Source organism: Mangrovimonas sp. DI 80, assembly GCF_001975575.1.
Classification (GTDB): domain Bacteria; phylum Bacteroidota; class Bacteroidia; order Flavobacteriales; family Flavobacteriaceae; genus Mangrovimonas_A; species Mangrovimonas_A xylaniphaga.
Genome location: NZ_MSDT01000002.1, coordinates 977,697 through 1,001,980, shown reverse-complemented (window position 1 = coordinate 1,001,980; position 24,284 = coordinate 977,697). Strand labels below are relative to the sequence as shown.

Below are 24,284 nucleotides of genomic sequence, written 5' to 3'. Positions count from 1 at the left end.
TCAAAAATTCGTTGTATGCAAAACCCGAGCCCATTTTCAATCTATAATGCCTCTGCTGGAAGTGGAAAAACATATACTCTAGTTAAAGATTACCTGAAAATTCTAGTTACCTCCACACACCCAAAACAGTTTAAGCATATCTTGGCCATCACATTTACCAACAAAGCGGTTGGAGAGATGAAGGAACGTATTATAAACACCTTGCAATTATTTGCAAAACCCGAGATTTTGGAACAGGGTAATAGTATGTTTGAAGAGCTTTGCATGGAAGCCAAATTGTCCCCGCAAGAACTTCATGACAAATCCAAGCGCATTTTAAATGCCATTGTGCACAATTACGCCAGTTTTGACATTTCTACAATAGACGGTTTTACCCATAAACTTATAAGGACTTTTGCACACGATTTAAAACTCCCTTTAAACTTTGAAGTAGAACTGGACCAAAACACCTTATTGAACGAAGCTGTTGACAGTCTTATTTCAAAAGCTGGAACCAACAAAGAACTTACTAAGGTTTTGATAGATTTCGCCATTGAAAAGGCAGATGACGATAAAAGTTGGGACATTTCATTTGATTTCAACAAGATTGCCAAATTATTAATCAATGAAAACGAATTGCCTTTTGTAAAAACCTTTAAGGATAAATCCTTGCAAGATTTTACAAGCCTAAAAAAGGAATTAATCAAAAAAAGCTCCAACCTAGACAACTCTATTAAAACAGAAGCGGAAGCTGCTTTGGAATTGATTGATGAAAGTGGTTTGGAACATGGTGATTTCACAAGAGGAAGCCTCCCTAAATTCTTTATCAAGGCTACCGACAGTAACTTTAAATACGACTTTGGTTCCACACAATGGGAAAAAGGATTCGTGGAGAGCGAGCGTTTATATCCTAAAAAAGTAACCGACAATGTTGCTGCCACAATTGATGCCATTCAGCCTCAACTCATAGAACACTACAACAATATAAAAAACGCCTTTTATCAATCTAGATTTGCAAAGGCTATATACAAAAACAGCACACCACTTTCGGTGCTCAATGCCATACAACACGAACTCACAACTATTCAAAAGGAACAGAACAAACTATTGATTTCGGAATTTAACAACATAATCAATAACGAAATCAAAGGCTTGCCTTCCCCTTTTATTTATGAGCGCCTTGGGGAAAAATTTCGCCATTATTTCATCGATGAATTCCAGGATACCTCCGCATTGCAATGGCAAAATCTCATTCCGTTACTTAACAACACCTTGGCGTCGGAAAGTGGAACGGCCATGTTGGTAGGGGATGCTAAACAGGCTATTTATCGTTGGCGAGGTGGAGAAGCAGAACAGTTTATTGATTTGTTCACAGACGTCAATCCATTCCAGGTGGAGAAAAAGGTGGAAAACCTCCCTACCAATTACCGTAGTTTTCAAACCATTGTTGAATTCAACAACAATCTATTTGATTTTATCTCGGAGCACACCTTTAACCATCCTACCTATCAATCACTTTACCAAACCGCTTCCCAAAACACCTTTTCCAAAGATCAGGGCTATGTCAATCTTTCCTTTTTGGAAATTTCCAAGGATGATGACAGGGATGAACTTTATTGTCAAAAAACATATGAAAGCATTTTAACCTGCATGGACAATGGTTTTGAAGCCAAAGACATTTGTGTGTTGGTAAGAAAAGGCAAAGAAGGTGTTGCTATAGCCGATTTTTTAAACGAAAAAGGCATCGATATTGTCTCTTCGGAAACTTTATTGATTAAAAATGCTCCTGAAGTTGCCTTTACCAATGCCTTTTTAAAACTCTTGATACAGCCAAAAAACAACGAGTTAAAGGTCGAGGTATTAAATTTTCTATCCGAAAAATTGAATCTTGAAAATAAGCATGCCTTTTTCAAGAAACATATCCCTTTGGAATTCGATGAATTCATTCAAAGCCTTTCAGAATATGGGATTTTCCTTGACGGTTCTGCGCTCCTACTTCTACCACTTTATGATTTGGTAGAAACCGTCATAAGAAGCTTTCAACTTACAGATACCTCCAATGCCTATATTCAGTTTTACTTGGATTTGGTTTTGGAATATTCCCAAAAGCACACCTATGACCTTGCTGGATTTATTTCCTATTTCGAAAACAAGCAAGATCAATTGAGCATCATCTCTCCCGAAGGTCAAAATGCAGTACGGATCATGACCATCCACAAATCCAAAGGGTTGGAATTTCCTGTCGTGATTTTCCCTTATGCAGATATGGACATATACAGACAGATAGACCCAAAGGTTTGGTTTCCTTTAACACCTGAAGATTTTAATGGATTCGACTATGCACTACTTAACTACGGAAAAGATATTGAACACTTTGGCGAGATAGGCCAAATGCTCTACGAAGTACAACAGGCTCAATTGGAATTGGACAACATCAACCTACTCTACGTGGCTTGCACAAGACCCATTGAACAACTTTATATAATTTCAAAAAAGGATGCCGACTCCAAAGGGAACTTCAACAACAAAACCTATGCTGGTATTTTGATGCAATATCTGGCGCAGGAACAACTTTGGCAAGATACAACTCTAGAATACACCTTTGGAACACCACAAAGACAATCTAAAAAAATAGAATTAGTTGAAGCCAACCTCATTCAAGAAGCCTTTATTTCTACCCCAAAAGAAGATCACAGCTTAAGGATTCTTACAAAAGCAGGATTACTTTGGGAGACAGAACAAGAGCGGGCCATCGAAAAAGGAAATTTGGTGCATGATATTATGGCCTTGGTACATTCTGATCAAGATGTAGATTTTGCCCTTAGACAATTCCTTGACACAGGAAAACTGAATTCAAAACAACACGAAGAATTAAAACCATTAATTCTGAATATTATCAACCATAGTTCCCTAAAACCATTCTTCAATTCAGATTTAGAAATTTATAACGAAAGGGACATTATCACGAAACATGGCGACATTGTAAGACCAGATAGAGTGGTCATCAATTCCCAAAAAAAAGCTACCATCATCGATTATAAAACCGGAACAGAAACCACTTCCCATCTCAAACAGCTAGAAGGTTACCAAACAGTCTTAGAAGATATGGGCTTCAAGGTTGCTCACAAAATTCTTGTATACATCAATGATGATATTCATATAAAAGAATTTTAACTTTGCAGTAAATTGAAATTATCATGTACGGAAAAATTAAGGAGCACTTACAGCAAGAACTACAAGACATAAAAGATGCGGGATTATTTAAAGAAGAACGCATCATTACTTCACCTCAAAATGCAGAAATTACTTTAAACACGGGGCAAACAGTTTTAAATTTTTGCGCCAATAACTATCTAGGTCTATCAGACCATCCAGAAGTCATCCAAGCAGCCAAGGACGCTATGGACACACATGGCTTTGGAATGTCATCCGTGAGGTTTATTTGTGGAACACAGGACATCCACAAAACCTTGGAAGCCAAAATTGCTGAATACTACGGCACTGAAGACACCATCCTTTACGCTGCAGCTTTCGATGCCAATGGAGGAGTTTTTGAACCATTATTAGGCGCTGAAGATGCCATTATCTCAGATTCACTGAATCACGCTTCCATTATTGATGGGGTACGTTTGTGTAAAGCGGCAAGATATCGTTACCAAAATAACGATATGGCCGATTTGGAGAAACAGTTGATCGCAGCCAATGAAAATGGCGCTCGTTTCAAAATTATTGTGACGGATGGAGTATTCTCCATGGATGGACTCGTTGCTCCTTTGGACCAAATTTGTGATTTGGCAGATAAATACGATGCCTTAGTAATGATTGACGAATGTCACGCTGCTGGATTTATTGGAGAAACCGGAAGAGGCACCTTGGAAGAAAAAGGTGTTATGGGACGTATTGACATTATTACCGGAACCCTTGGAAAAGCCTTAGGAGGCGCTATGGGTGGTTATACAACTGCAAAAAAAGAGGTTATCGAAATATTACGTCAACGCTCTAGACCATATTTATTTTCCAACTCATTGGCACCAGCCATCGTAGGAGCTTCTATTAAGGTATTTGAGATGCTTTCCACAGACACTTCACTTAGAGATAAGTTGGATTGGAACACCAAATATTTCAAAAAAGGAATGAAATCTGCAGGCTTTGACATTATCGATGGAGACTCTGCAATTGTACCCGTAATGCTATATGATGCTAAGTTATCCCAAACCATGGCTAAGATGCTTTTAGACGAAGGAATTTACGTTATAGGCTTCTTTTACCCAGTGGTACCAAAGGACAAAGCACGTATCAGAGTACAACTATCAGCAGCTCATAGTCAAGAACATTTGAACAAAGCTATCGCTGCATTTACAAAGGTTGGAAAGGCCTTGGAGATAATTTAAAATTAGTCCAAACACTTATATCTTAGAGCAAATAAGCAATATTTTTATATATTTGTCTTTGTTAATAAATTTTAACAACTTACATTTGTTTACATTAACACTTAAAATTAAATTATAGAATATGAAAAATCTTAGCAGATTATTATTGGCTTCGTTGCTTTTATTAGGCTTCAATGCTAATGCTCAAGATGAAGACAATCCTTGGGCAGTAGGTATCGGCGTAAACATGGTTGATTTTTATCCAACTGGGGAAGATGCGCCTCTTGGTGGTTACTTTGACGAGTATTTCAATGTAGGTGATCACTACAACATTCTTCCATCCTTGTCAAGCCTTAGCGTTTCTAGATACATGGGTAGCGGATTTATATTCACTGCTACAGGATCTATCAACCAAATTGAAAACTTCGGTGACCTTTCAGTTGATGATTTATCTTACTATGGTCTTGACGGGACTATCTCTTACAGCTTCTTAAGACATTCTACTTTCAACCCATTCATTGGAGTTGGTGGTGGTTACACTTGGGTTGATGAAATTGGAGCTGGTACTTTAAACGGAACTTTAGGATTTAACGTATGGTTTACTGAAAACATCGGATTAACTGTACAATCTGCTTACAAACACGCGTTTGAAGATTATTTAGATACACACTTCCAACACACTGTAGGTATTGCTATCAAATTTGGCGGTAAAGATACTGATGGTGACGGAATCTATGACAAAGATGATGCTTGTCCAGAAGTTCCTGGATTGGAAGCATTCAACGGATGTCCTGACACTGACGGTGACGGAATCCAAGATAGCGAGGACGATTGTCCAAACGAAGCTGGTTTAGCTGAATTCAACGGATGTCCTGATTCTGACGGTGACGGTGTGCCAGATAAAAACGACGACTGTCCAACAGTTCCAGGATTGAAAGAATTAAACGGATGTCCAGATGCTGATGGAGACGGTGTTGCTGATAAAGATGATAACTGTCCAAACGAAGTTGGTCCTGCTGCTAACAACGGTTGTCCTTGGCCAGATAGAGATGGTGATGGTGTTGCAGACAAAGATGATAAGTGTCCAGACTTAGCTGGTCCTGCCTCTAACGATGGTTGTCCAGTTGTATCTGAAGAAGTTCAAAAAGCATTGAATGCTTATGCTAAAACAATCTTGTTCGACACTGCCAAATCATCAATCAAGGCTGAGTCTGAAAAAGTTCTTAACGATATCATTGCTATTTTGAACGAGTATCCTAACGCTAAGTTTACCGTAGAAGGTCATACTGACAGTGTTGGTCGCGAAGATTCAAACATGAAGTTATCTGAAGCTAGAGCTCTTTCTGTAAAAGACTACTTAGTTGATCACGGTATCGATGAATTCAGATTGTCTTCTAGAGGATTTGGTGAATCTCAACCAATTGACACTAACAACACTAAAGCTGGTAGAGCTAACAACAGACGTGTTGAAATTAACTTAGTAAAATAAGAGGTTCTAAACCTTAAAAATAATAAGTGTAAAAACGCTCCGATATTCGGGGCGTTTTTTATTTTTATGCTATGACAAGTTTTATTGAAGACGTTATAGCAGACCTTAACCATAAAGGCCTTAACATACCCCAGTTAACCTTTGTATTACCCAGTAGAAGAGCCGGAGTGTTTTTGAAACATCAGCTTTCAAAACATAGTACTCAAACTTTTTTCGCTCCCGAAATTGTTTCTATAGAAGAATTTGTAGAAACTCTATCAGATCTCCAGTACATCACCAATACCGAGTTAATTTTTGAGTTTTACGAAGTCTATCTAAAACTGACAGACAAGGAAAACCAAGAGTCATTTGACGAAGTCTCTAAATGGGCACAAATGCTCATTCAAGATTTCAATGAAATAGATCGCTATCTTATTCCACCTGCTAAGATTTTTGATTATTTATCGGCCATAAAAGAAATTGAACATCACCATTGGTCATTAGATGAAAACCCTTCAACTTTTGTCAAGAATTATTTGTTGTTCTGGAACCAACTCAAACATTATTACAACACCCTTCAAACCCAACTATTGGAGCAAAATAAGGGCTACCAGGGTTTAGTATACAGAAAAGCTGTAGATAACCTCGAACAGTTTACTTCTGCTCATCCCAATAACAAATATATTTTCATGGGCTTTAACGCTCTCAATAAGGCGGAGGAAACCATTATTCAAGAATTGCTAAAGCAAGGACTTGCACACATCTATTGGGATATTGATGAAACTTTCATCAAAAATCCAGAACATGATGCAGGGCTATTTATCAGACAGCACAAGGCTACTTGGCCCTATTTAAAACAACATCCTTTCAATTGGCTTCATCACCATTATACCAAACCAAAAAACATAAAGGTCACCGGAGTTCCAAAAAATGTGAGTCAAATAAAATATATAGGTGAGCTACTTTTGCAACTCGACAGCGAAAGCTTAAAAAAAACAGCCATTGTACTGGGAAATGAGGAACTACTGCTCCCTTTGCTCAATTCCATTCCAAAAAGCATAGGGGCCGTTAATATCACTATGGGACTTCCATTAAAAAGTGTCCCACTGGTAGCCTTGTTCGATCAGCTTTTAAAGCTCCACATTAAAGGTGGTGACAATTTCTATTACAAAGATGCACTGGCAGTATTGTCAAATCAATTTGTACGACCATTACTAAATAATGCAAAAATCAAGGTAGCCAATGTCATTTCAACAATTGAAGAAAACAACATCATCTACCTCAACTTAGACAAACTTACCACTCTATTTCAAGGGGAATATCAAACTCTTCTAAGCCTCCTATTTGGTCCTTGGAAAGACAATCCGAATACGGCTTTAGAGAACTGTTTTAAGCTTATTTCCCTGTTGAAATCATATTTGGATCAAGATAAACCATCCAACATGTTGGCTTTGGAATATCTGTACCGTTTCAATGCCCTGTTTAATGAATTAAGCTTACTGAACAGTCAGCACAAACACATCAAAACCATTGCAACACTTTATAGTTTCTACAAGGAACTTCTAAGCACTGAAACGTTGGATTTCCAAGGAGAGCCACTTGAAGGCCTTCAAATTATGGGAATGCTGGAAACCCGTGCCTTGGATTTTGAATCACTTATTATTGCCTCAGTCAACGAAGGTATTCTTCCCGCAGGAAAGAGCCATAACTCTTTTATCCCGTACGATGTCAAACTAGAAAACAAGTTACCAACCTACAAGGAAAAAGATGCGGTATACACCTACCACTTTTATCGCTTGTTGCAGCGTGCCACCAATGCACATATTCTCTACAATACGGAAACAGATGCGCTTAATTCAGGTGAAAAAAGTAGATTTATCACCCAATTGGAAATTGAGGGTATACATCCTATTCAGCATAAAGTGGTAACACCAAAAGTTCCAAAGATTACCAAACAGTTAAAAACTATTAAGAAAACGGATGCTGTCCTAGAGCAAATCAAGCGCTTGTCCAATGCGGGCTTCTCTCCTTCCTCCTTGACCAATTACATTAGAAACCCCATGGATTTCTATACCCAAAAGATTCTAGGCGTTAAAACCTATGAAGATGTAGAAGAATCAATTGCTGCCAATACCCTAGGGACCGTGATCCATAATACTCTTGAGGGTCTATACAAACCACATATTGGGGAGTTCTTAAAACCTGAAGATCTTGAAGGCATGAAGCCCAAAATAGATACATGGGTAAAAAAGCACTTCAAGGAGACCTATAAGGAAGGTGATATATCAACAGGTAAAAACCTTATTATTTTTGAGGTGGCGAAACGCTATGTGTGGAACACCATAAATTTAGAACTAAACGAATTAAGGCTAGGCAATGAAATAAAAATTATCGCCCTTGAAAAAGGATTCAGAGCCTTATTGGAGATCTCAGAACTTGATTTTCCAGTATATCTAACGGGAAAAGTAGACCGTATTGATCAATACAATGGTATTACAAGAATCATCGACTACAAAAGTGGCAAGGTCGACCAAAGTAAAGTAGAAGTGGTGGAATGGGAAGATTTAACCACAGATTATGACAAATACAGCAAGAGCTTTCAGGTACTCACCTATGCCCTTATGATGGACAGTGTTCCCGAAATGAAAACAGAAAATCTAGAAGCAGGTATCATTTCCTTTAAAAACCTAAACGCAGGCTTTTTAAAGTTCGCCAAAAAGGACAAACCTGGTGCTTATGCAAAGAAGGACCAATTGATTACTTCAGAAACATTGGAAAATTTCTCTGAAGTCCTAAAAAACTTGATTTTAGAAATCTGCAATCCTGATATTGATTTTATAGAAAAGGAGGTATAAAAACAAAAAACGCAATCAATTAAAACTTAAAAGATTGCGTTTTCGTAAAGTGGAGCATATCGGAGTCGAACCGATGACCTCTACGCTGCCAGCGTAGCGCTCTAGCCAGCTGAGCTAATGCCCCTCAACTGTCTCTCATAACATAGCTGTGATGAGACTGCAAAAAAACGAAATATTATTTAATTTCAAAGCCAAAAAATTAAATTTATATCTAAAAAATTCAGCTGTTGATTAGAAAAGCTACCATAGAAGATTTGGACGCTGTTGTTTCCATGTCATCGGCCTGTGCTAAGCATATGTGTGCCAATGGCATTTTTCAATGGAACGACCACTACCCCAACAGAGCTACTTTTAAGAACGACATTGATCGAGAAGAACTTTTGGTATTTCAAAGCCAAAATAACATCCTCGCTTGCATAGTAAGAAGTACTCACAAGGACGACGTTTACAATAGTGTAACATGGCTTACCAAGAATGAAAATAACCTATATATCCACAGATTAGCTGTACACCCAAATTATCAAGGACAGGGCATTGCCCAACAACTTATGGATAATGTTGAACAGTATGCCAGAACCAATTCGTTCAAATCCATTCGCTTGGATACCTTCTCACAAAACACAAGAAACCAAAAATTTTACGAACTTCGCGGCTACAAACAATTGGAGGCAATATACTTTCCCAACCAAAGTGAGCATCCTTTTTATTGCTACGAACTAGTATTGTGAGTACCGCCATTAGCCTAAAAAATATCAACAAATTAGCCATACCTGCCCTCATTGCCGGTATTTCCGAGCCTATCCTATCCCTAACCGATACGGCCATAGTAGGCAATGTTCAGCATCATCCAACAGAATCCTTGGCAGCAGTGGGTATTGTCACCACATTTCTATCCATGCTTATTTGGGTGTTTGGACAAACACGCAGCGCCATTTCATCCATTATTTCTCAGTATTTGGGAGCAGGAAAATTAAATGAAGTACAATCCTTGCCAGCTCAAGCAATTATGATCATTACGTCCATAAGCCTGTTGATAATTGCTGCTACTTATCCTTTTGCCAATTACATTTTCAAATTGTACAACGCTAGCGATTTGATTTTACAATATTGTGTAGACTATTATAGAATTCGCATTTTCGGTTTTCCCTTCACACTATTTACAATTGGAGTTTTTGGAGCCTTTAGAGGACTTCAGAACACCTATTATCCAATGATTATTGCCATCGTGGGAGCCGTTTCCAATATTGTTTTGGATATCGCTTTTGTATACGGCGTAGAAGGTTTTATTCCCGCCATGCATATTAAAGGAGCGGCCTACGCCAGTGTATTGGCGCAATTGCTCATGGCTATTATTTCAGCCATATACCTTCACAAAAAGACCGCCATTCCTTTACGGGCAAGGCTTCCTTTCAATAAAGAAATCAAAACGTTTATGGTAATGGTCATCAACTTATTTGTGAGAACCATTGCCTTAAATGTAACCTTATATTTTGCCAGTTCCTTTGCCACAAGTTATGGCGCCAACTACATTGCGGCCTACACCATTGCCATTAACCTTTGGTTTTTAGGCGCCTTCTTAATTGATGGCTATGCTAGTGCAGGCAATATTCTATCGGGGAAACTTTTGGGAGGCAAACAGTATACACAGCTCATACAGCTTAGCAACAAACTCATTGTTTGTGGCATACTTGTCGGTATCGTCATGGCGAGTATTGGCGCACTTCTTTACCATCCTATCGGAAGGATTTTTACTCAAGATGAATTGGTACTGACTGAATTCTACAACATATTTTGGATGGTCTTAGCCATGCAACCCATTTGTGCCTTGGCCTTTATTTTTGACGGGATGTTCAAAGGTTTGGGTGAAATGGTCTATTTAAGAAACCTTTTGCTATTTGCTACATTTCTGGTGTTTGTGCCTATCCTTTTCACACTTGATCATTTCCACTATCAACTCTACGGTATCTTTATAGCATTGACCCTTTGGATCATTGCCAGAGGCATTCCATTAATCATAAAATTTAGAAAAATGTTTATGCCCCTTTCCAAAAACAGTTAACTTTGGCCATTAAGCAAATTTGAGCCATGTTATTAACCATTCTACAAGTTGACATAGAAGAGAAAATCAAAAATGCTCCAGATTCAGGATATGAAATTGGTGTGTTTATTGGTTCCTTGTTACCGTTTGTCATATTGGTGGCCATTGCTTATCTCATTTTTAGATATAACAAAAACAAACAAAACTAAACAGTACTATGAATTTCCTAAACTTTTTAAGCGGTAACGGCTTGTTTTTAATCCTAGCCATTGTATTGATTGTGATTTACATCTACAACCGCAACAAAAGACGCTAAGATTAACGCGTCTTTAACCAACCTGTAATACTCAATCTTTGGGTATCCACAGGTTTTACCTCATGCTCTATCACCTGGCTTTCAAAAATCACCACGCGCCCAGGAAACGGATAAATCACTTTCTCCTGTTCCACACCATTTTCATCAAGGTATAATACCAACTCGCCTCCATTTTCTGGTTGCCAATCTTCGTCATTCAAATAGCAAACAAAAGACAGTTTACGACGATCGTCATTTTGGAACGTATCCAAATGTCGTTTGTAAAAAGTCCCCTTCGGATATAAAGCATAATGGAATTCCTTTTGTAAGATTCCCATAAAGCAGGTCTTGTTAAGATAGCCTACCAAATGATTGATCTTATCAAAAAACAATTGCTCTGTAGCATTGGCATTTACCTCATCAATCCAAAGAATCACATCGCCTCGAATGGACTTTTCTATGGTTTCATTCACACGGTTGCCAATAGCCGCTTTTTTAAAAGCATCCAATTGGTGCTTTTCCATTAAAGAATCGCGCAAAGCGGCGACCTCTTCAGCAGTAAAGAATTGTTCAACAACACTGTACTTCTGCGTTAAAATATCCGCTATAACGTTCTCATATAGCGGGTTTTCAACAAAATCCAATTGCTCAAAGAGCACACTCATAGTTTCATAGATCTAAAAAAAGTGCGCAAATGTAATCTAAAAACCATTTGCTTTTACAAATTCAATACCTTTGCAATGAAATATTTTGACTATGAGCAACATTCGAATTACGAAGCAATTTTCTTTCGAAACAGGACACGCACTTTATGGTTATGATGGGAAGTGCAAAAATGTACACGGACACAGTTATAAACTCTCGGTAACGGTAATTGGACAGCCTATTTCAGATACTTCCAATGTGAAGTTTGGGATGGTGATTGATTTTGGAGATCTGAAAAAGATTGTAAAGGAAGAAATTGTTGATGTATTTGACCACGCCACCGTGTTCAACAAAAATACCCCGCACATAGAATTGGCCAAAGAATTGGAAGATCGTGGGCACAACGTACTTTTGGTAGAATACCAACCTACCAGTGAAATGATGGTGATAGACTTTGCGCAAAAAATAAAAAATAGGCTGCCCCAAAACATACAGCTCCATTCTCTTAAACTACAGGAAACCGATTCGTCCTACGCCGAATGGTTTGCGAGCGACAATAACTAACAGCACCAACTTTAGTAAACAACACCAACATACATGGAGGATTTCTTTAAAGACATTTTTGAGTACCATCATCACATGAACCAAACGTTGATAGAGGTATTCTTAAAGTATCACCAACAGGTTTCAGAGCGTACCCCTGCCATGTTTTCGCATTGTTTAAATGCCCACCAAATATGGAATTCACGTATTTTGGAAACCACCCCTTTTGAGGTAAACCAACTACACCCTTTGGAAAACTTTAAAATCATAGATACCATTAATTATAGGACCACCCTTAAGATAATTGATACCTATGAGTTTGGAGAGCCCATAGTCTACCTCAACTCCAAAGGAGAACCGTATGAGAATTCGGTACAGGACATTTTGTTCCATATTTCCAACCACCATACCCACCACAAGGGGCAGTTGATTTCCGATCTTAGAAAGTACGGAATCACACCTCCTGTAACCGACTATATTTTTTACAAACGATGAACATCCCCCAAGGAAAAAACATATACTTTGCTTCCGACAACCATTTGGGAGCCCCTACAAAAGAAGCCTCACGCCCAAGAGAACAGAAATTTGTAGCTTGGCTAGACGAAATCAAGCAGGATGCTGCCGCCATCTTTTTAATTGGCGATCTTTTCGACTTTTGGTTTGAATATAAAACCGTTGTTCCAAAAGGCTTTACAAGAATTTTGGGCAAATTGGCCGAAATCAGCGATTCTGGGATTCCTATTTACTTCTTTGTAGGCAACCACGACCTTTGGATGGATGGTTATTTTGAAGAAGAACTCAACATTCCAGTATACCATGAACCCCAAGAATTCATCTTCAACGACACGACGTTTTTCATAGGTCATGGCGATGGTCTAGGCCCGGGGGACAAGGGGTACAAACGCATGAAAAAAGTGTTTACCAATCCTTTTAGCAAGTGGCTGTTCCGTTGGTTACACCCAGATTTAGGTGTAAAATTGGCCCAATACCTTTCTGTGAAAAACAAACTCATCTCTGGTGATGAAGATGCTGCCTTTTTAGGAGAAGACAAGGAGTGGCTGGTACAATATTCCAAACGAAAATTGGAAGACAAACATCGGGACTATTTCGTATTTGGACACCGTCATTTACCAATGGAAATAGACTTAGGCAACAACGCTAAGTACATCAACCTAGGTGATTGGATCAACTATTATACCTACGGCATATTTGATGGTAAGGAAATGCACTTAAAAACCTATTAGTGCTCTTCCTTCTGGTGTTCTTCCAAATCTTTGGTAAGATCCAATTTTCTAAACGTAGGTGATACCAATCCCGTAGTTATTACAGTGATCAAAGTCATCGTACCACCAAACACTACAGCGGTAACAGTTCCCATCAATTTGGCGGTCAATCCACTTTCAAAAGCACCTAACTCGTTGGAAGATCCTACGAACATTGAGTTTACCGACGACACCCGTCCGCGCATATTGTCTGGTGTCTTGATTTGAAGAATGGTTTGTCTAATCACCATGGATACCCCATCGGTCACACCACTAAAGAACAGCGCCACTACCGAGACCCAAAAGATGGAGGACAGCCCAAACACAATAATACATATTCCAAAGCCAAATACTGCCCCCAATAGCTTCATCCCGGCTTTTCTACTGATAGGAATATAGGCCGTGGTCAACATGGTTAAAAAGGCTCCTACGGCAGGAGCCGCTCTTAGCACTCCAAACCCTTCACTACCTACTTTTAAAATATCTTGGGCAAATACAGGCAAAAGGGCAATCGCGCCTCCAAACAATACGGCCACCATGTCCAACGTTAAGGCTCCTAAAATAGCCTTGGTTTTAAATACAAAGCGTACGCCTTCCTTCAAACTCTGGAGTACAGGCTCCCCAATTTTAGGGTTCAAAACAGGTTTTTTCTTTATTTGAAATAATACTATCAAGGCCAACATCGCCAATCCAAATACAAAACACAAAGTCCAATGCACGCCTATGATACTGATAAGAATTCCCGCCGTTGCAGGTCCCAAAACACTGGCCATTTGCCAAGTAGAGCTACTCCAAGTCGCTGCATTAGGGTAAATCTTTTTAGGCACGATCAAGGCTACCAACGAAAAGATAGTTGGCCCAAAAAAGGATCTTACTATCCCTCCAAAAAATACCAAGGAATAAATACCATACAAGATACTTCTTGTAGACCAATCGGCAACTACCACATCCCAAGTCAATAGGAACAAGCCTAAACTAATCAAAGAAAAAGCTGCAATACAAAGGGCCAAAAGATTCCGTTTTTCTCTTTGATCTGTAATATGCCCTGCAAACAGTGCCATTGAAAGTGCCGGAATGATCTCCATCAAGCCAATAATCCCCAAGGACAAGGGGTCTTTTGTGATACTGTATACCTGCCACTCTATCACGATAAACTGCATAGACCAGGCAAATACCAGTGCAAAACGCACTATTAAAAAAGTGTTGAACTCTTTATATCTCAAGGCCGCATAAGGGTCGTTTTTTGCCATAAGTTGATGGAATTTGAAGTATCAAAAATACAACGAGAAATGTTACGACCGCATATACTAGAAGAAAATTTAAATCTTTACCAACTTAAATTCCACGCGCCTGTTTTGTAAGTGGGCCTGCTCAGTATCTTCCTCAATAAGAGGTCTATTAGAACCAAACCCCTTATGTTCGACTTTGGACGGATCCAATCCTAAGGTTACCAAATAATCCGCTACAGCTTTGGCCCTGTTTTCTGAAAGTAATTGATTGTGCTCCTTGCCGCCTTGGGCATCTGTATGCCCAAAGATTTCAACTGCCAACTCAGGATGTGTAGTTAAATATTCAAACAGTTCTTCTATCTCAGAGGTAGATTCCGTTAAAAGCTCCCATTTGTCAAATTCGAAGTTTACATTTTTACAAACGTACACCTCATCTTCTTTAAATACTGATATCTCCTCTATTCTAGGAGTATCAGTTTCTTTAGAGCTTATGGAAACATCGTCAATGTAATAATAGGCAAAGGCTTCATGATATTCCTCGGACACTTCTTGCTTGCGTATACTCCAATTTCCATAAAAATTGCCGATAGTGAAATACTTTTCAAAGCCAAGAGCTTCGTATTCTACCGATAGTTCCACCCAATGTTCTTTATCGCTTAGAGCTGCCTCATTCCGGATTTCAATAAAGTCACTGTCTACAGCCTGTTTGGATAATTGCCTAATGTTTATAACCTTTTCATCTGGATCCCACAAAGGCATTGGCATAAACAACACCCCAAAATCATTAATTGCATAGGTAGACTTCTCCGCTAAACTCACATAAAAAGAGATTCTGTATGTTACGCCTTTCTGTAAAGGTTCTTTCAAAGTTCCTTGAATATATTCCCTGTAGTTTCCAGGAGAGTAAGCATAAATACCTGCATAGGCATCTCCTGTTTTGGCATTTTGCTGGCCATTGAAATTATTGAAGCCGATATATTTGCTACACTTATGGAAATAGTCCGAGCTACCTGCTGAAGGTCTTGACCAATCCATGACCCAATACTTAGAAAAATGTCCAATATCAGGCGGGCAAGACTTATGGGTTTCAAAACTAGGATTCAACACAAGATTCTGGGCACAAAGCCATTGTAGCGACAAGCCAAACAAAACGATAGAGAGTTTTTTCATACAACCCTAACGTATAATTTGTAGGAATATTATTTAATATCCCGCAACTTCATCTGTAAGGACACCGTACCATTCCAATGGTTTTCGTCTATGGAATACACGGCCTTAAAAGCTTGCTTATCCTGAATTAAAGGAAACTTATCACCAAGACCAAAGCCAATCCCCACAAGGGTGTTGCCGTTAGCCTGCGGATTATGCGGTTGGCCCACCAAAACACGCAAATGCTTATCGTCTTCGCCCACACATTTTCCGTAGCCGGTATCTACAAGGTCTTCGGTCATAAAAATGGGAGACATATTGCCCGGTCCAAAAGGTGCGAACTGCTTCATGATACGCCATAGTTTGGCATTCACTTCGTGCAATTCAATCTTGGTATCAATTTTTATCTCAGGAGTTAACAGGGTCTTGTCTATGGTTTGCGACACCACATCTTCAAAAGCCTGTTTAAAGGCCTCATAATTTTCTTCCTTCAAGGTCAGTCCTGCCGCATATTTATGCCCTCCAAACTGCTCTATATGCTCGCTACAGGCCTCTAGGGCATTGTATACATCAAAGCCACTTACAGAGCGTGCCGAAGCTGCCAACTTATCACCGCTTTTGGTAAATACCAGCGTAGGGCGGTAATAGGTTTCTATCAATCGGGAAGCCACAATGCCTATCACACCTTTGTGCCAATGTTCTTGGTATACCACCGAGGTGTAGCGTTCCTGCTCCTGCAACTGCACAATCTGTTCCAGAGCTTCCACCGTAATTTGTTGGTCGGCTTCACGTCGATCGCTGTTAAAAGTTTCAATTTCGCTGGCATATTGTTCCGCAAGGGCAGGGTTTGTTTCTGTAAGAAGCGTCACCGCATGGTTCCCGTGTTTCATACGTCCTGCCGCATTGATACGTGGGGCAATAATAAACACCACATCGGTAATGCTCAGGTTGCTTTTCTTTACTTGGTTGATGATGGCCTGAAAGCCGGGTCTTGGTTGCGCATTGATAACCTGCATCCCAAAATAGGCCAGCACTCGGTTTTCTCCAGTAATGGGAACAATATCCGCTCCAATGGCCGTTGCCACCAAGTCCAGATATTCCGTAAGGTCATCTATAGTTTTGCCATCATTGGCCGATAAGGCCTGAATCAACTTAAAGCCTACCCCACAACCGCACAGTTCCTTGTAAGGATACTGGCAGTCTTCCTGTTTGGGGTCCAACACAGCTACCGCTTGGGGCACTTCGCTCCCCGGTCTATGGTGGTCGCAGATAACAAAATCGATGCCTTTTTCTTTAGCATAGGCTACCTTATCGATGGCCTTGATACCACAGTCCAACGCCACAATAAGGGAGAAGTCATTATCATCGGCAAAGTCAATGCCCTTATAGGATATTCCATAACCTTCGTCATAACGATCAGGAATATAGGTAGCCACTCTATCGGTTCTGGTTTTTAGGTAAGACGACATCAGGGCCACCGAGGTAGTTCCGTCTACGTCATAATCGCCTAACACCAAAATATTTTCGCCCTGTGAAAGTGCCCGCTCAATCCTTGCCACCGCCTTGTCCATATCCTTCATGAGATAGGGATCGTGCAGATGTGCAAAAGAAGGTCTAAAGAAATCCTTGGCTTCTTCAAAGCTTTCAATATTACGTTGCAGCAACAAGGTTGCCACAATATCATCTACCTGAAGAGCTTCTTTTAAGGCAGTAATCTGTTCCTTTGGTGGTTTTGGCTTAAGCGTCCAACGCATGTTATTTGTTGTGATAATGAATAGAAGTATTTACAGTTGCAAATTTCCTAAACATTTCCATAACGCCACAATATTTTTCCACAGATAAATCTACCGCCTTTTTTATTTTGTCTTCATTAAGGTTCTCGCCGTAAAAATGGTATTCCACATTAACGGTATGGTAGATTTTTGGGTGCTCCTCAGTAAGCTCACCAAAGGTATCTATTCTGAAATCGGATACCTGCACCTTCATTTTGTCCAAAATGGACACCACATCCAAACCGGAACATCCTGCCAAAGACGACAACATCATGGCCTTAGGCCTTAGGCCTGAATTGTGCCCCCCGTGTTCTTCTGAAGTGTCCATAAACAGGGTCTTTCCGCTTGGGTTATCCGATTCAAATTGAGAGTTCCCTTTCCAGTGCGTTACAACTTTATGTGTCATCGTTTGTGATTTTTTCGTTACTTGTTAGTTCAAAAATACTACTTAAAACCCTAAAAAGGAACAATTATGCCACTTGTCACACCATTATCGCCAGATTATGATCAGGAAACCAAGGAACTAGCCGAATTCTTTAACGAAACCTTGGGATTTTGTCCCAACTCGGTGCTCACCATGCAGCGGCGTCCAGCCATTTCCAAGGCCTTTATCAACCTCAACAAAGCGGTGATGGCCAACGAGGGACGGGTGACTTCTGCCCTCAAGCGCATGATTGCCTGGGTAAGCAGCAATGCCACAGGTTGTAGGTATTGCCAGGCCCACGCCATTAGGGCGGCCGAACGCTACGGGGCGCACCAAGAGCAATTGGACAATATTTGGGACTACCGCACCCACCCTGCTTTTAACGAGGCCGAACGTGCCGCGCTGGATTTTAGCCTTGCCGCCAGCCAAGTACCCAACGCCGTGGATGCCTTCATCGAACAACGCCTGCGCGAACATTGGGACGAAGGCGAGATTGTGGAAATGCTTGGCGTGATTTCCTTGTTTGGTTACCTGAACCGTTGGAATGACAGCATGGGCACGTCTATTGAAGAAGGCGCTGTGGAAAGTGGCAATCAGTATTTAGGGAAACATGGATGGCATAAAGGAAAACATGTTTAGGGGTTGGTATGTCGTAGTGAGTGTTGGGAATTGAGGTTTATCAAGCCAATCCAAGCCTGAAGCAACAAACCCTAAAACAATTGTTCCAAACTATTGCAATGAACATGAAAACCTTAGTATTCGTTATTGGATGCATCTTCTTATCAACCCTTTGCTGTAATTCAAAACTTGATAAAGAAAATGCAACATCTGAATTTTTCACAGATTCCATTTACAGCACTCACCTTTCCGAATATAGGAAGCATATTGTGTATTTGCCCAAGGGATTTACCCCAAGCAAGCAATACCCCATTATGTATGCTACTGATGGCAATAGCCACTTAACGCAAAAGAAACACTTATTGGATTCGTTAATTGATCACCAGATTATAAAACCCCTGATTTTTGTTGCCAGCTTTTCTAACAGTAAAATTGCAGACAGTACAAGCACTACCACCGGTGACGGCAAAAAGGTACTTCTAACCTATCGAAATTTTGAATACATAGACAGGCACCCTTCTAGAGAAGAAGATTCTTTATTGATCCACAGATTTAAAAACCATAAAGCCTATTTTGTTGAAGAGTTCATTCCCGGAATAGAGATGAAATACCACCAAAAACCCAAAAAGGATAATCGGTACTTCTATGGCGTGTCCAATGGAGCTGGATTTGGAGTCAGTCTCTTGAACTCGCATCCAAACACCATTGGAACCTATCTATGTTTTTCAACTTTTGGCGGCGACATCCAAAGCAATAATTGGAACAGCAACATACAGTACCCAAATTTATATTTGCGCTACGGAAGCGAGGAACCCTTTTTCCTTAAAGAGGATGCCGAATTTATTAAGGCAAAATATGCCACAATCAAGGCATTTGCCGAAATACAAGAATTTGAGGGCGGGCATGATAACAGCTTGTGGAACGAAGCGTTTATTGACGTAGTTAGTCGATTGTTCGCTTTGGAGTAAAAGAAAGATTCCTTAGTAATAGTTCTTATTTCCATTTCATTTAAAATATGGACTCTACGTTCATTTTATTCATTCACTCTATTTTCAGGTATTCATGAATGCTAGGCATTTGGACGAGCAAAGAAATCGAAGATTCAGCGTAGCTAAAATGAACAAACACCAACAACCAAACAATCACCACCCCCACCACACAAAAACCCCCAACCTCAGCACCAAATGCACAACAATTACCCCATCCCTTCATATCCCTTCCTTCGCGTTTCTTTCGAGGATTGTTCGGTAAAAGCCCCGTTTTACGAGGAAAACACGAAGAATCCTCGAACAAAACCCCTAGAAAGGCCCTAGAAGGGGTATTTTAAGAGTAAGAGATATGATAGAATTGATATGTTGGAATAATGGTTATATTCGAGAATATTAAACGGCATATCCCAGAATTAAATGAACCATTCTAGACCCATAAAATGTTTAAAACTATTTTATCAGCTTCTATTGTAACCCTTTTATTGGTTGGTTGCAAACGGCAAACAGAGGTTAAGACACCGCCATTGAACACCGTTACAAAACTGATTCAAGTTGATTTTTACGACAACATCCCTTATCTCATGATGCAAAAAAACATTGATACTGTACTGTTTGTTGTTTCAAAAGGAGAAATGGGTGGCGGATTAACCAAAGGTGATACTTCTGGCATATACACCAGAGTATCTCCATTTCAATTTAATTGACACCTTAAAAGCATTATGTGCTGCTATAACGAATATTTGTATGATTCTCTAGGATTGCTAATGGAAGAAACTGAATTTACAGATTATACAATGGAATATCGATACCAATGGGAAGCAATTGAAAATAACATCTATAAAATTAGGCAAGGCCAATACAAACATGAAGATACAACGTTCTACAAATTAGATAATGGCAAGGTTATTAGCAAACAGTATACCACAGAAAATGGACCACTCTTTAAAGCTTTTCACTATACCAACGGACAACTAAGCTCAACTTCAGAAGCAAGGAATAGTGATGAGAATCCAAATTTTAAAAGCACCACGGAATATGATTGGAACGGGCCTACCCTATCAAAAATCCATGAATATTATGAGACGGACAATGCCATTCGAGTACAGTTTTTTGACGACACCTCATTTCCTTGCTATGAAGCCTTTATATCTAATGGGGACACTTTAGTTGAAATGTCTATAATTCGGAAATAAGATATATGATACATTAATTATGCTACATCTTCTATTTAAAATCACATTATCAAGAAATATCTTACAATAATTTGTATATTCAACGCGTTAACCTAAACCCCAAACCAACCAATTATGACATTTAAACACACGCCTTTAGCTCAAAAAACAAGCAAAACAATCGTACAAATAGTTCTTGGCGCAATAGTATTGCTTAGTTATTCCTGTAAAGAAACCCCTAAAAAAGAATTCTCACTACAGGGCACAACCAACGGTATAGAAAATGGCACAACCATATACTTGGGAAATAAAGAGTTTAAAGATTCAACAATCGTCAACAACAACACTTTTAACTTTAAAACCAAGTTACCCTATACTCCTATTGAGGCCCTTTTAAGAACAGAGGACAATTCAACCTATAGGTATCTTTGGCTAGAAGATGCTGCCATGACATATGATGCCAGTAATGCTGATTTAAAAAGAGCCACCGTAACAGGCTCAGAATCTTTGAATTTAAAACAGAGCCTATACAGAGCTGCTGACTCCTTGCCCAATGCAGGACCCTGGGAAAGACAGATGGACTTTATCAAGAGCAATCCCAACAGTATTGTGAGCGCAAGCATGCTTGCCCAATATATTACCATTTTTGGAAAAGAAAGAACAATGAAACTTTTTGAGCCATTTTCCGAACAAAACAAAGCTTCTAAGTTTGGCCAAAAAATTGCCCGCTACATAGCACTGAATAAAAATCCTAAAATAGGAGAGCAATTTGCAGATTTTGAAATGGCCAACCAATACGGCGAGCCTTTAAAACTATCCAACACCAATGGAAAAGTGATTTTTTTAGAGTTTTGGGCTTCATGGTGTGGGCCCTGTCGAGAAGAAAACCCCAATCTTGTAAAAACCTATAAAGAGTTCAACCCAAAAGGCTTTGAAGTATTTGCTGTATCCTTAGACGAACATAAAGAAAAATGGATCAAGGCTATAGAAAAAGACAGTTTAAACTGGTTACATGTAAGTGATTTAAAAGGATTTGGCAATGAAGCATCTTTGATATATGGTATCAATGCCATCCCCGACAACTTTTTAATTGCTGAAAATGGTGAAATCATTGCTCGGGATTTATATGGGGAGGAACTAACGCAAAAATTGGAAGAACTACTCAATTAATTTTTGCAACCTCAAAAATGCCATAGTTTGGTGTTCTTATTAACAAATAAACAAGGTCGAAGGAAAGGTGAACATATTCAACCCAACGCTCCTGCTCAACTTCATGAAGTAGTACTTAAACACAAAGCACTCCATCAATACATGATGGAGTGCTTTGTACTTATTAATCTTATGTGAAGTTGCCTAGGTTTTCAAAATGGCGTTGAGAAAAACGGTATCGAAACCTAAAGGCCTTTCAAAACCCTTTTTCTCGATACAGTATTTCTGTTAAATGCCACTCGAAATGACAGGTTTTGATGTGCTACAAAAGGAATTTAATAACCCACTACTTGCCCGGAACTATTTTTCCTGCAATGGCTCACCTTCAAAGCTAAGACCATCAAAGCCTGTAGCCATAAAGTTTCTAATGTTTTGGTGGCCGGTTCCGTTTGGGTCGTTCAATACTTCATCAAAATAAAACTTCCCGAAGCAGGCCAAGGTGTCTTCTTGGCTAAAACCTTGCAATTGGGCAAAGGCCAACAATTTGCAAGAGCCCGAATTTTCTCCCGCCTTGTTATGAAGGTCTCCATTAGTAAAGGCGGTTGGCGTAAAGGTATAGTTGGCTTCTACCACTGCCATGGTTTCTGCAAACTCTATCTGTGTTGGTGTGCTTTGTAATTTTTGTTTGAATGCGTCAATCGTCATGTGTATCTATGTTTATTTTATGTTGTTTTAAGGCTTATTTCTTTCCGCCTACAATCACCACAATCTCTCCTTTGGGTGGCTTTTGGGTATAGTGGTCCAAAACCTCTTGAGCAGTTCCCCTCACGGTTTCTTCGTACAGCTTGGTAAGCTCTCTGGATACGGACACGGGACGGTCTTCACCAAAGTATTCGCAGAAATTGGCCAAGGTCTTCAATAGCTTATGTGGACTCTCGTAAAAAATCATGGTTCGGGATTCTTCGGCCAAAAGGGTAAGCCTAGTTTGACGTCCCTTTTTCACTGGCAAAAAGCCTTCAAACACAAACTTGTCGTTAGGCAAGCCTGAATTTACCAAAGCAGGTACAAAGGCCGTTGCTCCTGGCAGGCATTCTACATCTATTCCGTTTTCAATACAGGCCCTAGTCAATAAAAACCCGGGATCTGAAATGGCCGGTGTCCCAGCATCGCTAATCAAGGCAATGGTCATACCTCCTTTTAACCTTTGAACCAAGCCTTCTACCGTTTTATGCTCGTTGTGCATATGGTGCGATTGTAAGTGTGTGGCAATCTCGAAATGCTTCAGCAACTTCCCTGAAGTACGAGTGTCTTCGGCAAGGATCAAGTCGACTTCTTTTAAAACCTCAATGGCCCTAAACGTCATGTCCTTGAGATTTCCAATGGGCGTGGGAACTATGAAAAGCTTACTCATTTTAGGCGGATTAGGGTTCAAAAGTACAATCTTTTCAGTTTATGCACATCACTAACCAATGTAATTAGGCAATGAAAAAAGATTTCAATGCCTAAAAAATGTCTATCACTCAAAAGGAAACTGGAATTGGATACTTACCCAAACTTACTCTCTACGATTTCCATAAAGCGTTCTTCGTAGGGCTCTTTACCTTGCCATTGGTTGTAATCGGGTTTTACGATGTTTTGGATGAGATTACTAGCCTCTTCAAATGATTCTGAAGTATTGATTTGTGACAGTACGCGATCGTAGTCTTCATTTCTGCCATCAAATAGATGTTTGATAAAGGCTATTTTATCATTCAGACCTATGGCGATACCGCCACGCTTTAGTTTGTCATTAAGCGACTTTTTGGCTTCAAAGCGCGCGTTGGCTTCGGTTACAGGCTCAAACACAGGAGTCTCTTCAAAGCCAGCTGTAATATCTTCAAACACATCGCTTCTATAATCATTTTTTGGCACCGCCGATTCAAACAATTCATCAATTTGATGTGTTTCCTCTGGCATTTGCGCCACTATATCTTTGATTTTTTCAATGGCTGGCTCCATGATTTCCTCATGTTGGGTATCATCAATATCAGTATACACCCTATCCTCTACTTCTATACTATCACTAATAGTATTGTTGAATGCCTTGTCCAACATTTCAAAGAAAGAAGAATCGCTTCCAATACTGGGCATCTCCCCTTCAAAATTGCTATGTAAAAATTTTAATACGGAAAGTTTCTCATAAAGCGCTCCGACTTCGGTGTGCATTTTTTCCACATCATCCCTCCCTTTCAGTTTTAGGATTCTGTGGGCAATGCTCATCAATTCGGATTCCAACTTCTTCTTCATAACTTTAAAAATTTAATCTAATGTGTGCTTTTGTTTTTTTG

The 24,284-nt window shown here is 39.6% G+C and carries 23 protein-coding genes and 1 tRNA gene; 15 read left to right on the top strand and 9 right to left on the bottom strand.

Annotated elements, in window-relative coordinates; translation table 11 throughout:
• Positions 1–15 precede the first annotated feature (15 nt).
• From BKM32_RS05020 to BKM32_RS05005, 4 genes are all read left to right on the top strand, one after another.
• Positions 16–3,153 carry an exodeoxyribonuclease V subunit beta gene (locus BKM32_RS05020; protein WP_076662800.1) on the top strand — a complete coding sequence of 1,046 codons (3,138 nt, stop codon included), beginning with the start codon at positions 16–18 and terminating at the stop codon, positions 3,151–3,153.
• Between the two features lie 23 nt (positions 3,154–3,176).
• Positions 3,177–4,370 (top strand): glycine C-acetyltransferase, encoded by a 1,194-nt coding sequence (gene kbl, locus BKM32_RS05015; RefSeq protein ID WP_076662799.1) that lies wholly within the window; start codon positions 3,177–3,179, stop codon positions 4,368–4,370.
• 121 nt (positions 4,371–4,491) lie between these two features.
• Positions 4,492–5,838 (top strand): OmpA family protein, encoded by a 1,347-nt coding sequence (locus tag BKM32_RS05010; RefSeq protein WP_076662798.1) that lies wholly within the window; start codon positions 4,492–4,494, stop codon positions 5,836–5,838.
• A 71-nt stretch (positions 5,839–5,909) separates the two neighbouring features.
• Positions 5,910–8,672 carry a PD-(D/E)XK nuclease family protein gene (locus BKM32_RS05005; protein WP_076662797.1) on the top strand — a complete coding sequence of 921 codons (2,763 nt, stop codon included), beginning with the start codon at positions 5,910–5,912 and terminating at the stop codon, positions 8,670–8,672.
• 50 nt (positions 8,673–8,722) lie between these two features.
• Here the strand turns inward: BKM32_RS05005 and BKM32_RS05000 are convergent.
• Positions 8,723–8,796 (bottom strand) — tRNA-Ala (locus BKM32_RS05000).
• 103 nt (positions 8,797–8,899) lie between these two features.
• Between BKM32_RS05000 and BKM32_RS04995 the strand changes: the two genes are divergently transcribed.
• The 3 genes from BKM32_RS04995 to BKM32_RS16460 are packed head-to-tail and all read left to right on the top strand — an operon-like array spanning position 8,900 to position 10,919.
• Positions 8,900–9,400 (top strand): GNAT family N-acetyltransferase, encoded by a 501-nt coding sequence (locus tag BKM32_RS04995; RefSeq protein WP_076662796.1) that lies wholly within the window; start codon positions 8,900–8,902, stop codon positions 9,398–9,400.
• Positions 9,397–10,731, top strand: a complete 1,335-nt coding sequence (locus tag BKM32_RS04990) for an MATE family efflux transporter (RefSeq protein ID WP_076662795.1) — start codon at positions 9,397–9,399, stop codon at positions 10,729–10,731. The genes BKM32_RS04995 and BKM32_RS04990 overlap by 4 nt, the downstream gene beginning before the upstream one ends.
• Before the next feature lie 26 nt (positions 10,732–10,757).
• On the top strand, positions 10,758–10,919 hold the full coding sequence (locus BKM32_RS16460; protein WP_157514512.1) for a hypothetical protein: 162 nt from the start codon (positions 10,758–10,760) through the stop codon (positions 10,917–10,919).
• 109 nt (positions 10,920–11,028) lie between these two features.
• Here BKM32_RS16460 and BKM32_RS04985 read toward each other — a convergent pair whose 3' ends face one another.
• Positions 11,029–11,670, bottom strand: coding sequence for a 2OG-Fe(II) oxygenase (locus BKM32_RS04985; protein WP_076662794.1), 642 nt, complete (start codon positions 11,668–11,670; stop codon positions 11,029–11,031).
• A gap of 91 nt (positions 11,671–11,761) precedes the next feature.
• On the opposite strand from BKM32_RS04985, the gene BKM32_RS04980 reads away from it, so the two are divergent.
• From BKM32_RS04980 to BKM32_RS04970, 3 genes are read left to right on the top strand one after another with little or no spacing between them, the layout of a single operon-like run.
• Positions 11,762–12,214 carry a 6-carboxytetrahydropterin synthase gene (locus tag BKM32_RS04980; RefSeq protein ID WP_053976724.1) on the top strand — a complete coding sequence of 151 codons (453 nt, stop codon included), beginning with the start codon at positions 11,762–11,764 and terminating at the stop codon, positions 12,212–12,214.
• A 33-nt stretch (positions 12,215–12,247) separates the two neighbouring features.
• Positions 12,248–12,688 carry a DinB family protein gene (locus BKM32_RS04975; RefSeq protein ID WP_076662793.1) on the top strand — a complete coding sequence of 147 codons (441 nt, stop codon included), beginning with the start codon at positions 12,248–12,250 and terminating at the stop codon, positions 12,686–12,688.
• A complete protein-coding gene (locus BKM32_RS04970) occupies positions 12,685–13,437 on the top strand; it encodes a UDP-2,3-diacylglucosamine diphosphatase (protein ID WP_076662792.1) in 753 nt (250 codons plus the stop codon). Before BKM32_RS04975 ends, BKM32_RS04970 begins: the two co-directional genes overlap by 4 nt.
• On the opposite strand, the gene BKM32_RS04965 is transcribed toward BKM32_RS04970, so the two are convergent.
• The 4 genes from BKM32_RS04965 to BKM32_RS04950 form a co-directional block, all read right to left on the bottom strand.
• Positions 13,434–14,705, bottom strand: a complete 1,272-nt coding sequence (locus tag BKM32_RS04965) for an MFS transporter (protein ID WP_076662791.1) — start codon at positions 14,703–14,705, stop codon at positions 13,434–13,436. The two genes, BKM32_RS04970 and BKM32_RS04965, sit on opposite strands and share 4 nt — an antisense overlap.
• Before the next feature lie 69 nt (positions 14,706–14,774).
• A complete protein-coding gene (locus BKM32_RS04960) occupies positions 14,775–15,854 on the bottom strand; it encodes an OmpA family protein (RefSeq protein ID WP_076662790.1) in 1,080 nt (359 codons plus the stop codon).
• 29 nt (positions 15,855–15,883) lie between these two features.
• Positions 15,884–17,587, bottom strand: coding sequence for a single-stranded-DNA-specific exonuclease RecJ (gene recJ / locus BKM32_RS04955; protein WP_076662789.1), 1,704 nt, complete (start codon positions 17,585–17,587; stop codon positions 15,884–15,886).
• 1 nt (position 17,588) lies between these two features.
• Entirely contained in the window at positions 17,589–18,011 is a 423-nt protein-coding gene (locus BKM32_RS04950; RefSeq protein ID WP_053976719.1) for an OsmC family protein, read from the bottom strand.
• Positions 18,012–18,077: 66 nt separating this feature from the next.
• Here BKM32_RS04950 and BKM32_RS04945 point away from each other — a divergent pair, with 66 nt between their 5' ends.
• The 5 genes from BKM32_RS04945 to BKM32_RS04925 all read left to right on the top strand — a co-directional run bounded on the left by BKM32_RS04945 (position 18,078) and on the right by BKM32_RS04925 (position 21,978).
• Complete coding sequence (locus BKM32_RS04945) at positions 18,078–18,668, top strand: carboxymuconolactone decarboxylase family protein (RefSeq protein WP_076662788.1); 591 nt, start codon at positions 18,078–18,080, stop codon at positions 18,666–18,668.
• Positions 18,669–18,772: 104 nt separating this feature from the next.
• Complete coding sequence (locus tag BKM32_RS04940; RefSeq protein ID WP_253187416.1) at positions 18,773–19,615, top strand: esterase family protein; 843 nt, start codon at positions 18,773–18,775, stop codon at positions 19,613–19,615.
• 461 nt (positions 19,616–20,076) lie between these two features.
• Positions 20,077–20,340, top strand: a complete 264-nt coding sequence (locus BKM32_RS04935; RefSeq protein WP_076662787.1) for a hypothetical protein — start codon at positions 20,077–20,079, stop codon at positions 20,338–20,340.
• Between the two features lie 15 nt (positions 20,341–20,355).
• On the top strand, positions 20,356–20,829 hold the full coding sequence (locus BKM32_RS04930) for a hypothetical protein (RefSeq protein WP_123812062.1): 474 nt from the start codon (positions 20,356–20,358) through the stop codon (positions 20,827–20,829).
• A 114-nt stretch (positions 20,830–20,943) separates the two neighbouring features.
• The gene (locus BKM32_RS04925) at positions 20,944–21,978 is read left to right on the top strand and encodes a TlpA disulfide reductase family protein (RefSeq protein ID WP_253187414.1); all 1,035 of its coding nucleotides are present in this window, start codon (positions 20,944–20,946) and stop codon (positions 21,976–21,978) included.
• 339 nt (positions 21,979–22,317) lie between these two features.
• Here the strand turns inward: BKM32_RS04925 and BKM32_RS04920 are convergent, their stop codons facing one another.
• From BKM32_RS04920 to BKM32_RS04910, 3 genes are all read right to left on the bottom strand, one after another.
• Positions 22,318–22,662 carry a HopJ type III effector protein gene (locus BKM32_RS04920; protein WP_076662785.1) on the bottom strand — a complete coding sequence of 115 codons (345 nt, stop codon included), beginning with the start codon at positions 22,660–22,662 and terminating at the stop codon, positions 22,318–22,320.
• Between the two features lie 34 nt (positions 22,663–22,696).
• Positions 22,697–23,368: a 16S rRNA (cytidine(1402)-2'-O)-methyltransferase gene (gene rsmI / locus BKM32_RS04915; protein WP_076662784.1), complete on the bottom strand. Its 672-nt coding sequence runs from the start codon at positions 23,366–23,368 to the stop codon at positions 22,697–22,699.
• 134 nt (positions 23,369–23,502) lie between these two features.
• Positions 23,503–24,243, bottom strand: coding sequence for a hypothetical protein (locus BKM32_RS04910; protein WP_076662783.1), 741 nt, complete (start codon positions 24,241–24,243; stop codon positions 23,503–23,505).
• Positions 24,244–24,284 lie beyond the last annotated feature (41 nt).

Excerpts from the sequence above, each read along its gene's own strand:
- BKM32_RS04965 (WP_076662791.1), bottom strand. The coding sequence starts at position 14,705 with ATGGCAAAAAACGACCCTTATGCGGCCTTGAGATATAAAGAGTTCAAC.
- BKM32_RS05005 (WP_076662797.1), top strand. The coding sequence starts at position 5,910 with ATGACAAGTTTTATTGAAGACGTTATAGCAGACCTTAACCATAAAGGC.
- BKM32_RS04930 (WP_123812062.1), top strand. The coding sequence starts at position 20,356 with ATGTGCTGCTATAACGAATATTTGTATGATTCTCTAGGATTGCTAATG.
- BKM32_RS04910 (WP_076662783.1), bottom strand. The coding sequence starts at position 24,243 with ATGAAGAAGAAGTTGGAATCCGAATTGATGAGCATTGCCCACAGAATC.
- BKM32_RS05020 (WP_076662800.1), top strand. The coding sequence starts at position 16 with ATGCAAAACCCGAGCCCATTTTCAATCTATAATGCCTCTGCTGGAAGT.
- BKM32_RS04985 (WP_076662794.1), bottom strand. The coding sequence starts at position 11,670 with ATGAGTGTGCTCTTTGAGCAATTGGATTTTGTTGAAAACCCGCTATAT.
- BKM32_RS04950 (WP_053976719.1), bottom strand. The coding sequence starts at position 18,011 with ATGACACATAAAGTTGTAACGCACTGGAAAGGGAACTCTCAATTTGAA.
- BKM32_RS04970 (WP_076662792.1), top strand. The coding sequence starts at position 12,685 with ATGAACATCCCCCAAGGAAAAAACATATACTTTGCTTCCGACAACCAT.
- rsmI (WP_076662784.1), bottom strand. The coding sequence starts at position 23,368 with ATGAGTAAGCTTTTCATAGTTCCCACGCCCATTGGAAATCTCAAGGAC.
- recJ (WP_076662789.1), bottom strand. The coding sequence starts at position 17,587 with ATGCGTTGGACGCTTAAGCCAAAACCACCAAAGGAACAGATTACTGCC.
- BKM32_RS04975 (WP_076662793.1), top strand. The coding sequence starts at position 12,248 with ATGGAGGATTTCTTTAAAGACATTTTTGAGTACCATCATCACATGAAC.
- BKM32_RS16460 (WP_157514512.1), top strand. The coding sequence starts at position 10,758 with ATGTTATTAACCATTCTACAAGTTGACATAGAAGAGAAAATCAAAAAT.
- BKM32_RS04980 (WP_053976724.1), top strand. The coding sequence starts at position 11,762 with ATGAGCAACATTCGAATTACGAAGCAATTTTCTTTCGAAACAGGACAC.
- BKM32_RS04945 (WP_076662788.1), top strand. The coding sequence starts at position 18,078 with ATGCCACTTGTCACACCATTATCGCCAGATTATGATCAGGAAACCAAG.
- BKM32_RS04940 (WP_253187416.1), top strand. The coding sequence starts at position 18,773 with ATGAAAACCTTAGTATTCGTTATTGGATGCATCTTCTTATCAACCCTT.
- BKM32_RS04935 (WP_076662787.1), top strand. The coding sequence starts at position 20,077 with ATGTTTAAAACTATTTTATCAGCTTCTATTGTAACCCTTTTATTGGTT.
- BKM32_RS05010 (WP_076662798.1), top strand. The coding sequence starts at position 4,492 with ATGAAAAATCTTAGCAGATTATTATTGGCTTCGTTGCTTTTATTAGGC.
- BKM32_RS04920 (WP_076662785.1), bottom strand. The coding sequence starts at position 22,662 with ATGACGATTGACGCATTCAAACAAAAATTACAAAGCACACCAACACAG.
- BKM32_RS04925 (WP_253187414.1), top strand. The coding sequence starts at position 20,944 with ATGACATTTAAACACACGCCTTTAGCTCAAAAAACAAGCAAAACAATC.
- BKM32_RS04960 (WP_076662790.1), bottom strand. The coding sequence starts at position 15,854 with ATGAAAAAACTCTCTATCGTTTTGTTTGGCTTGTCGCTACAATGGCTT.
- kbl (WP_076662799.1), top strand. The coding sequence starts at position 3,177 with ATGTACGGAAAAATTAAGGAGCACTTACAGCAAGAACTACAAGACATA.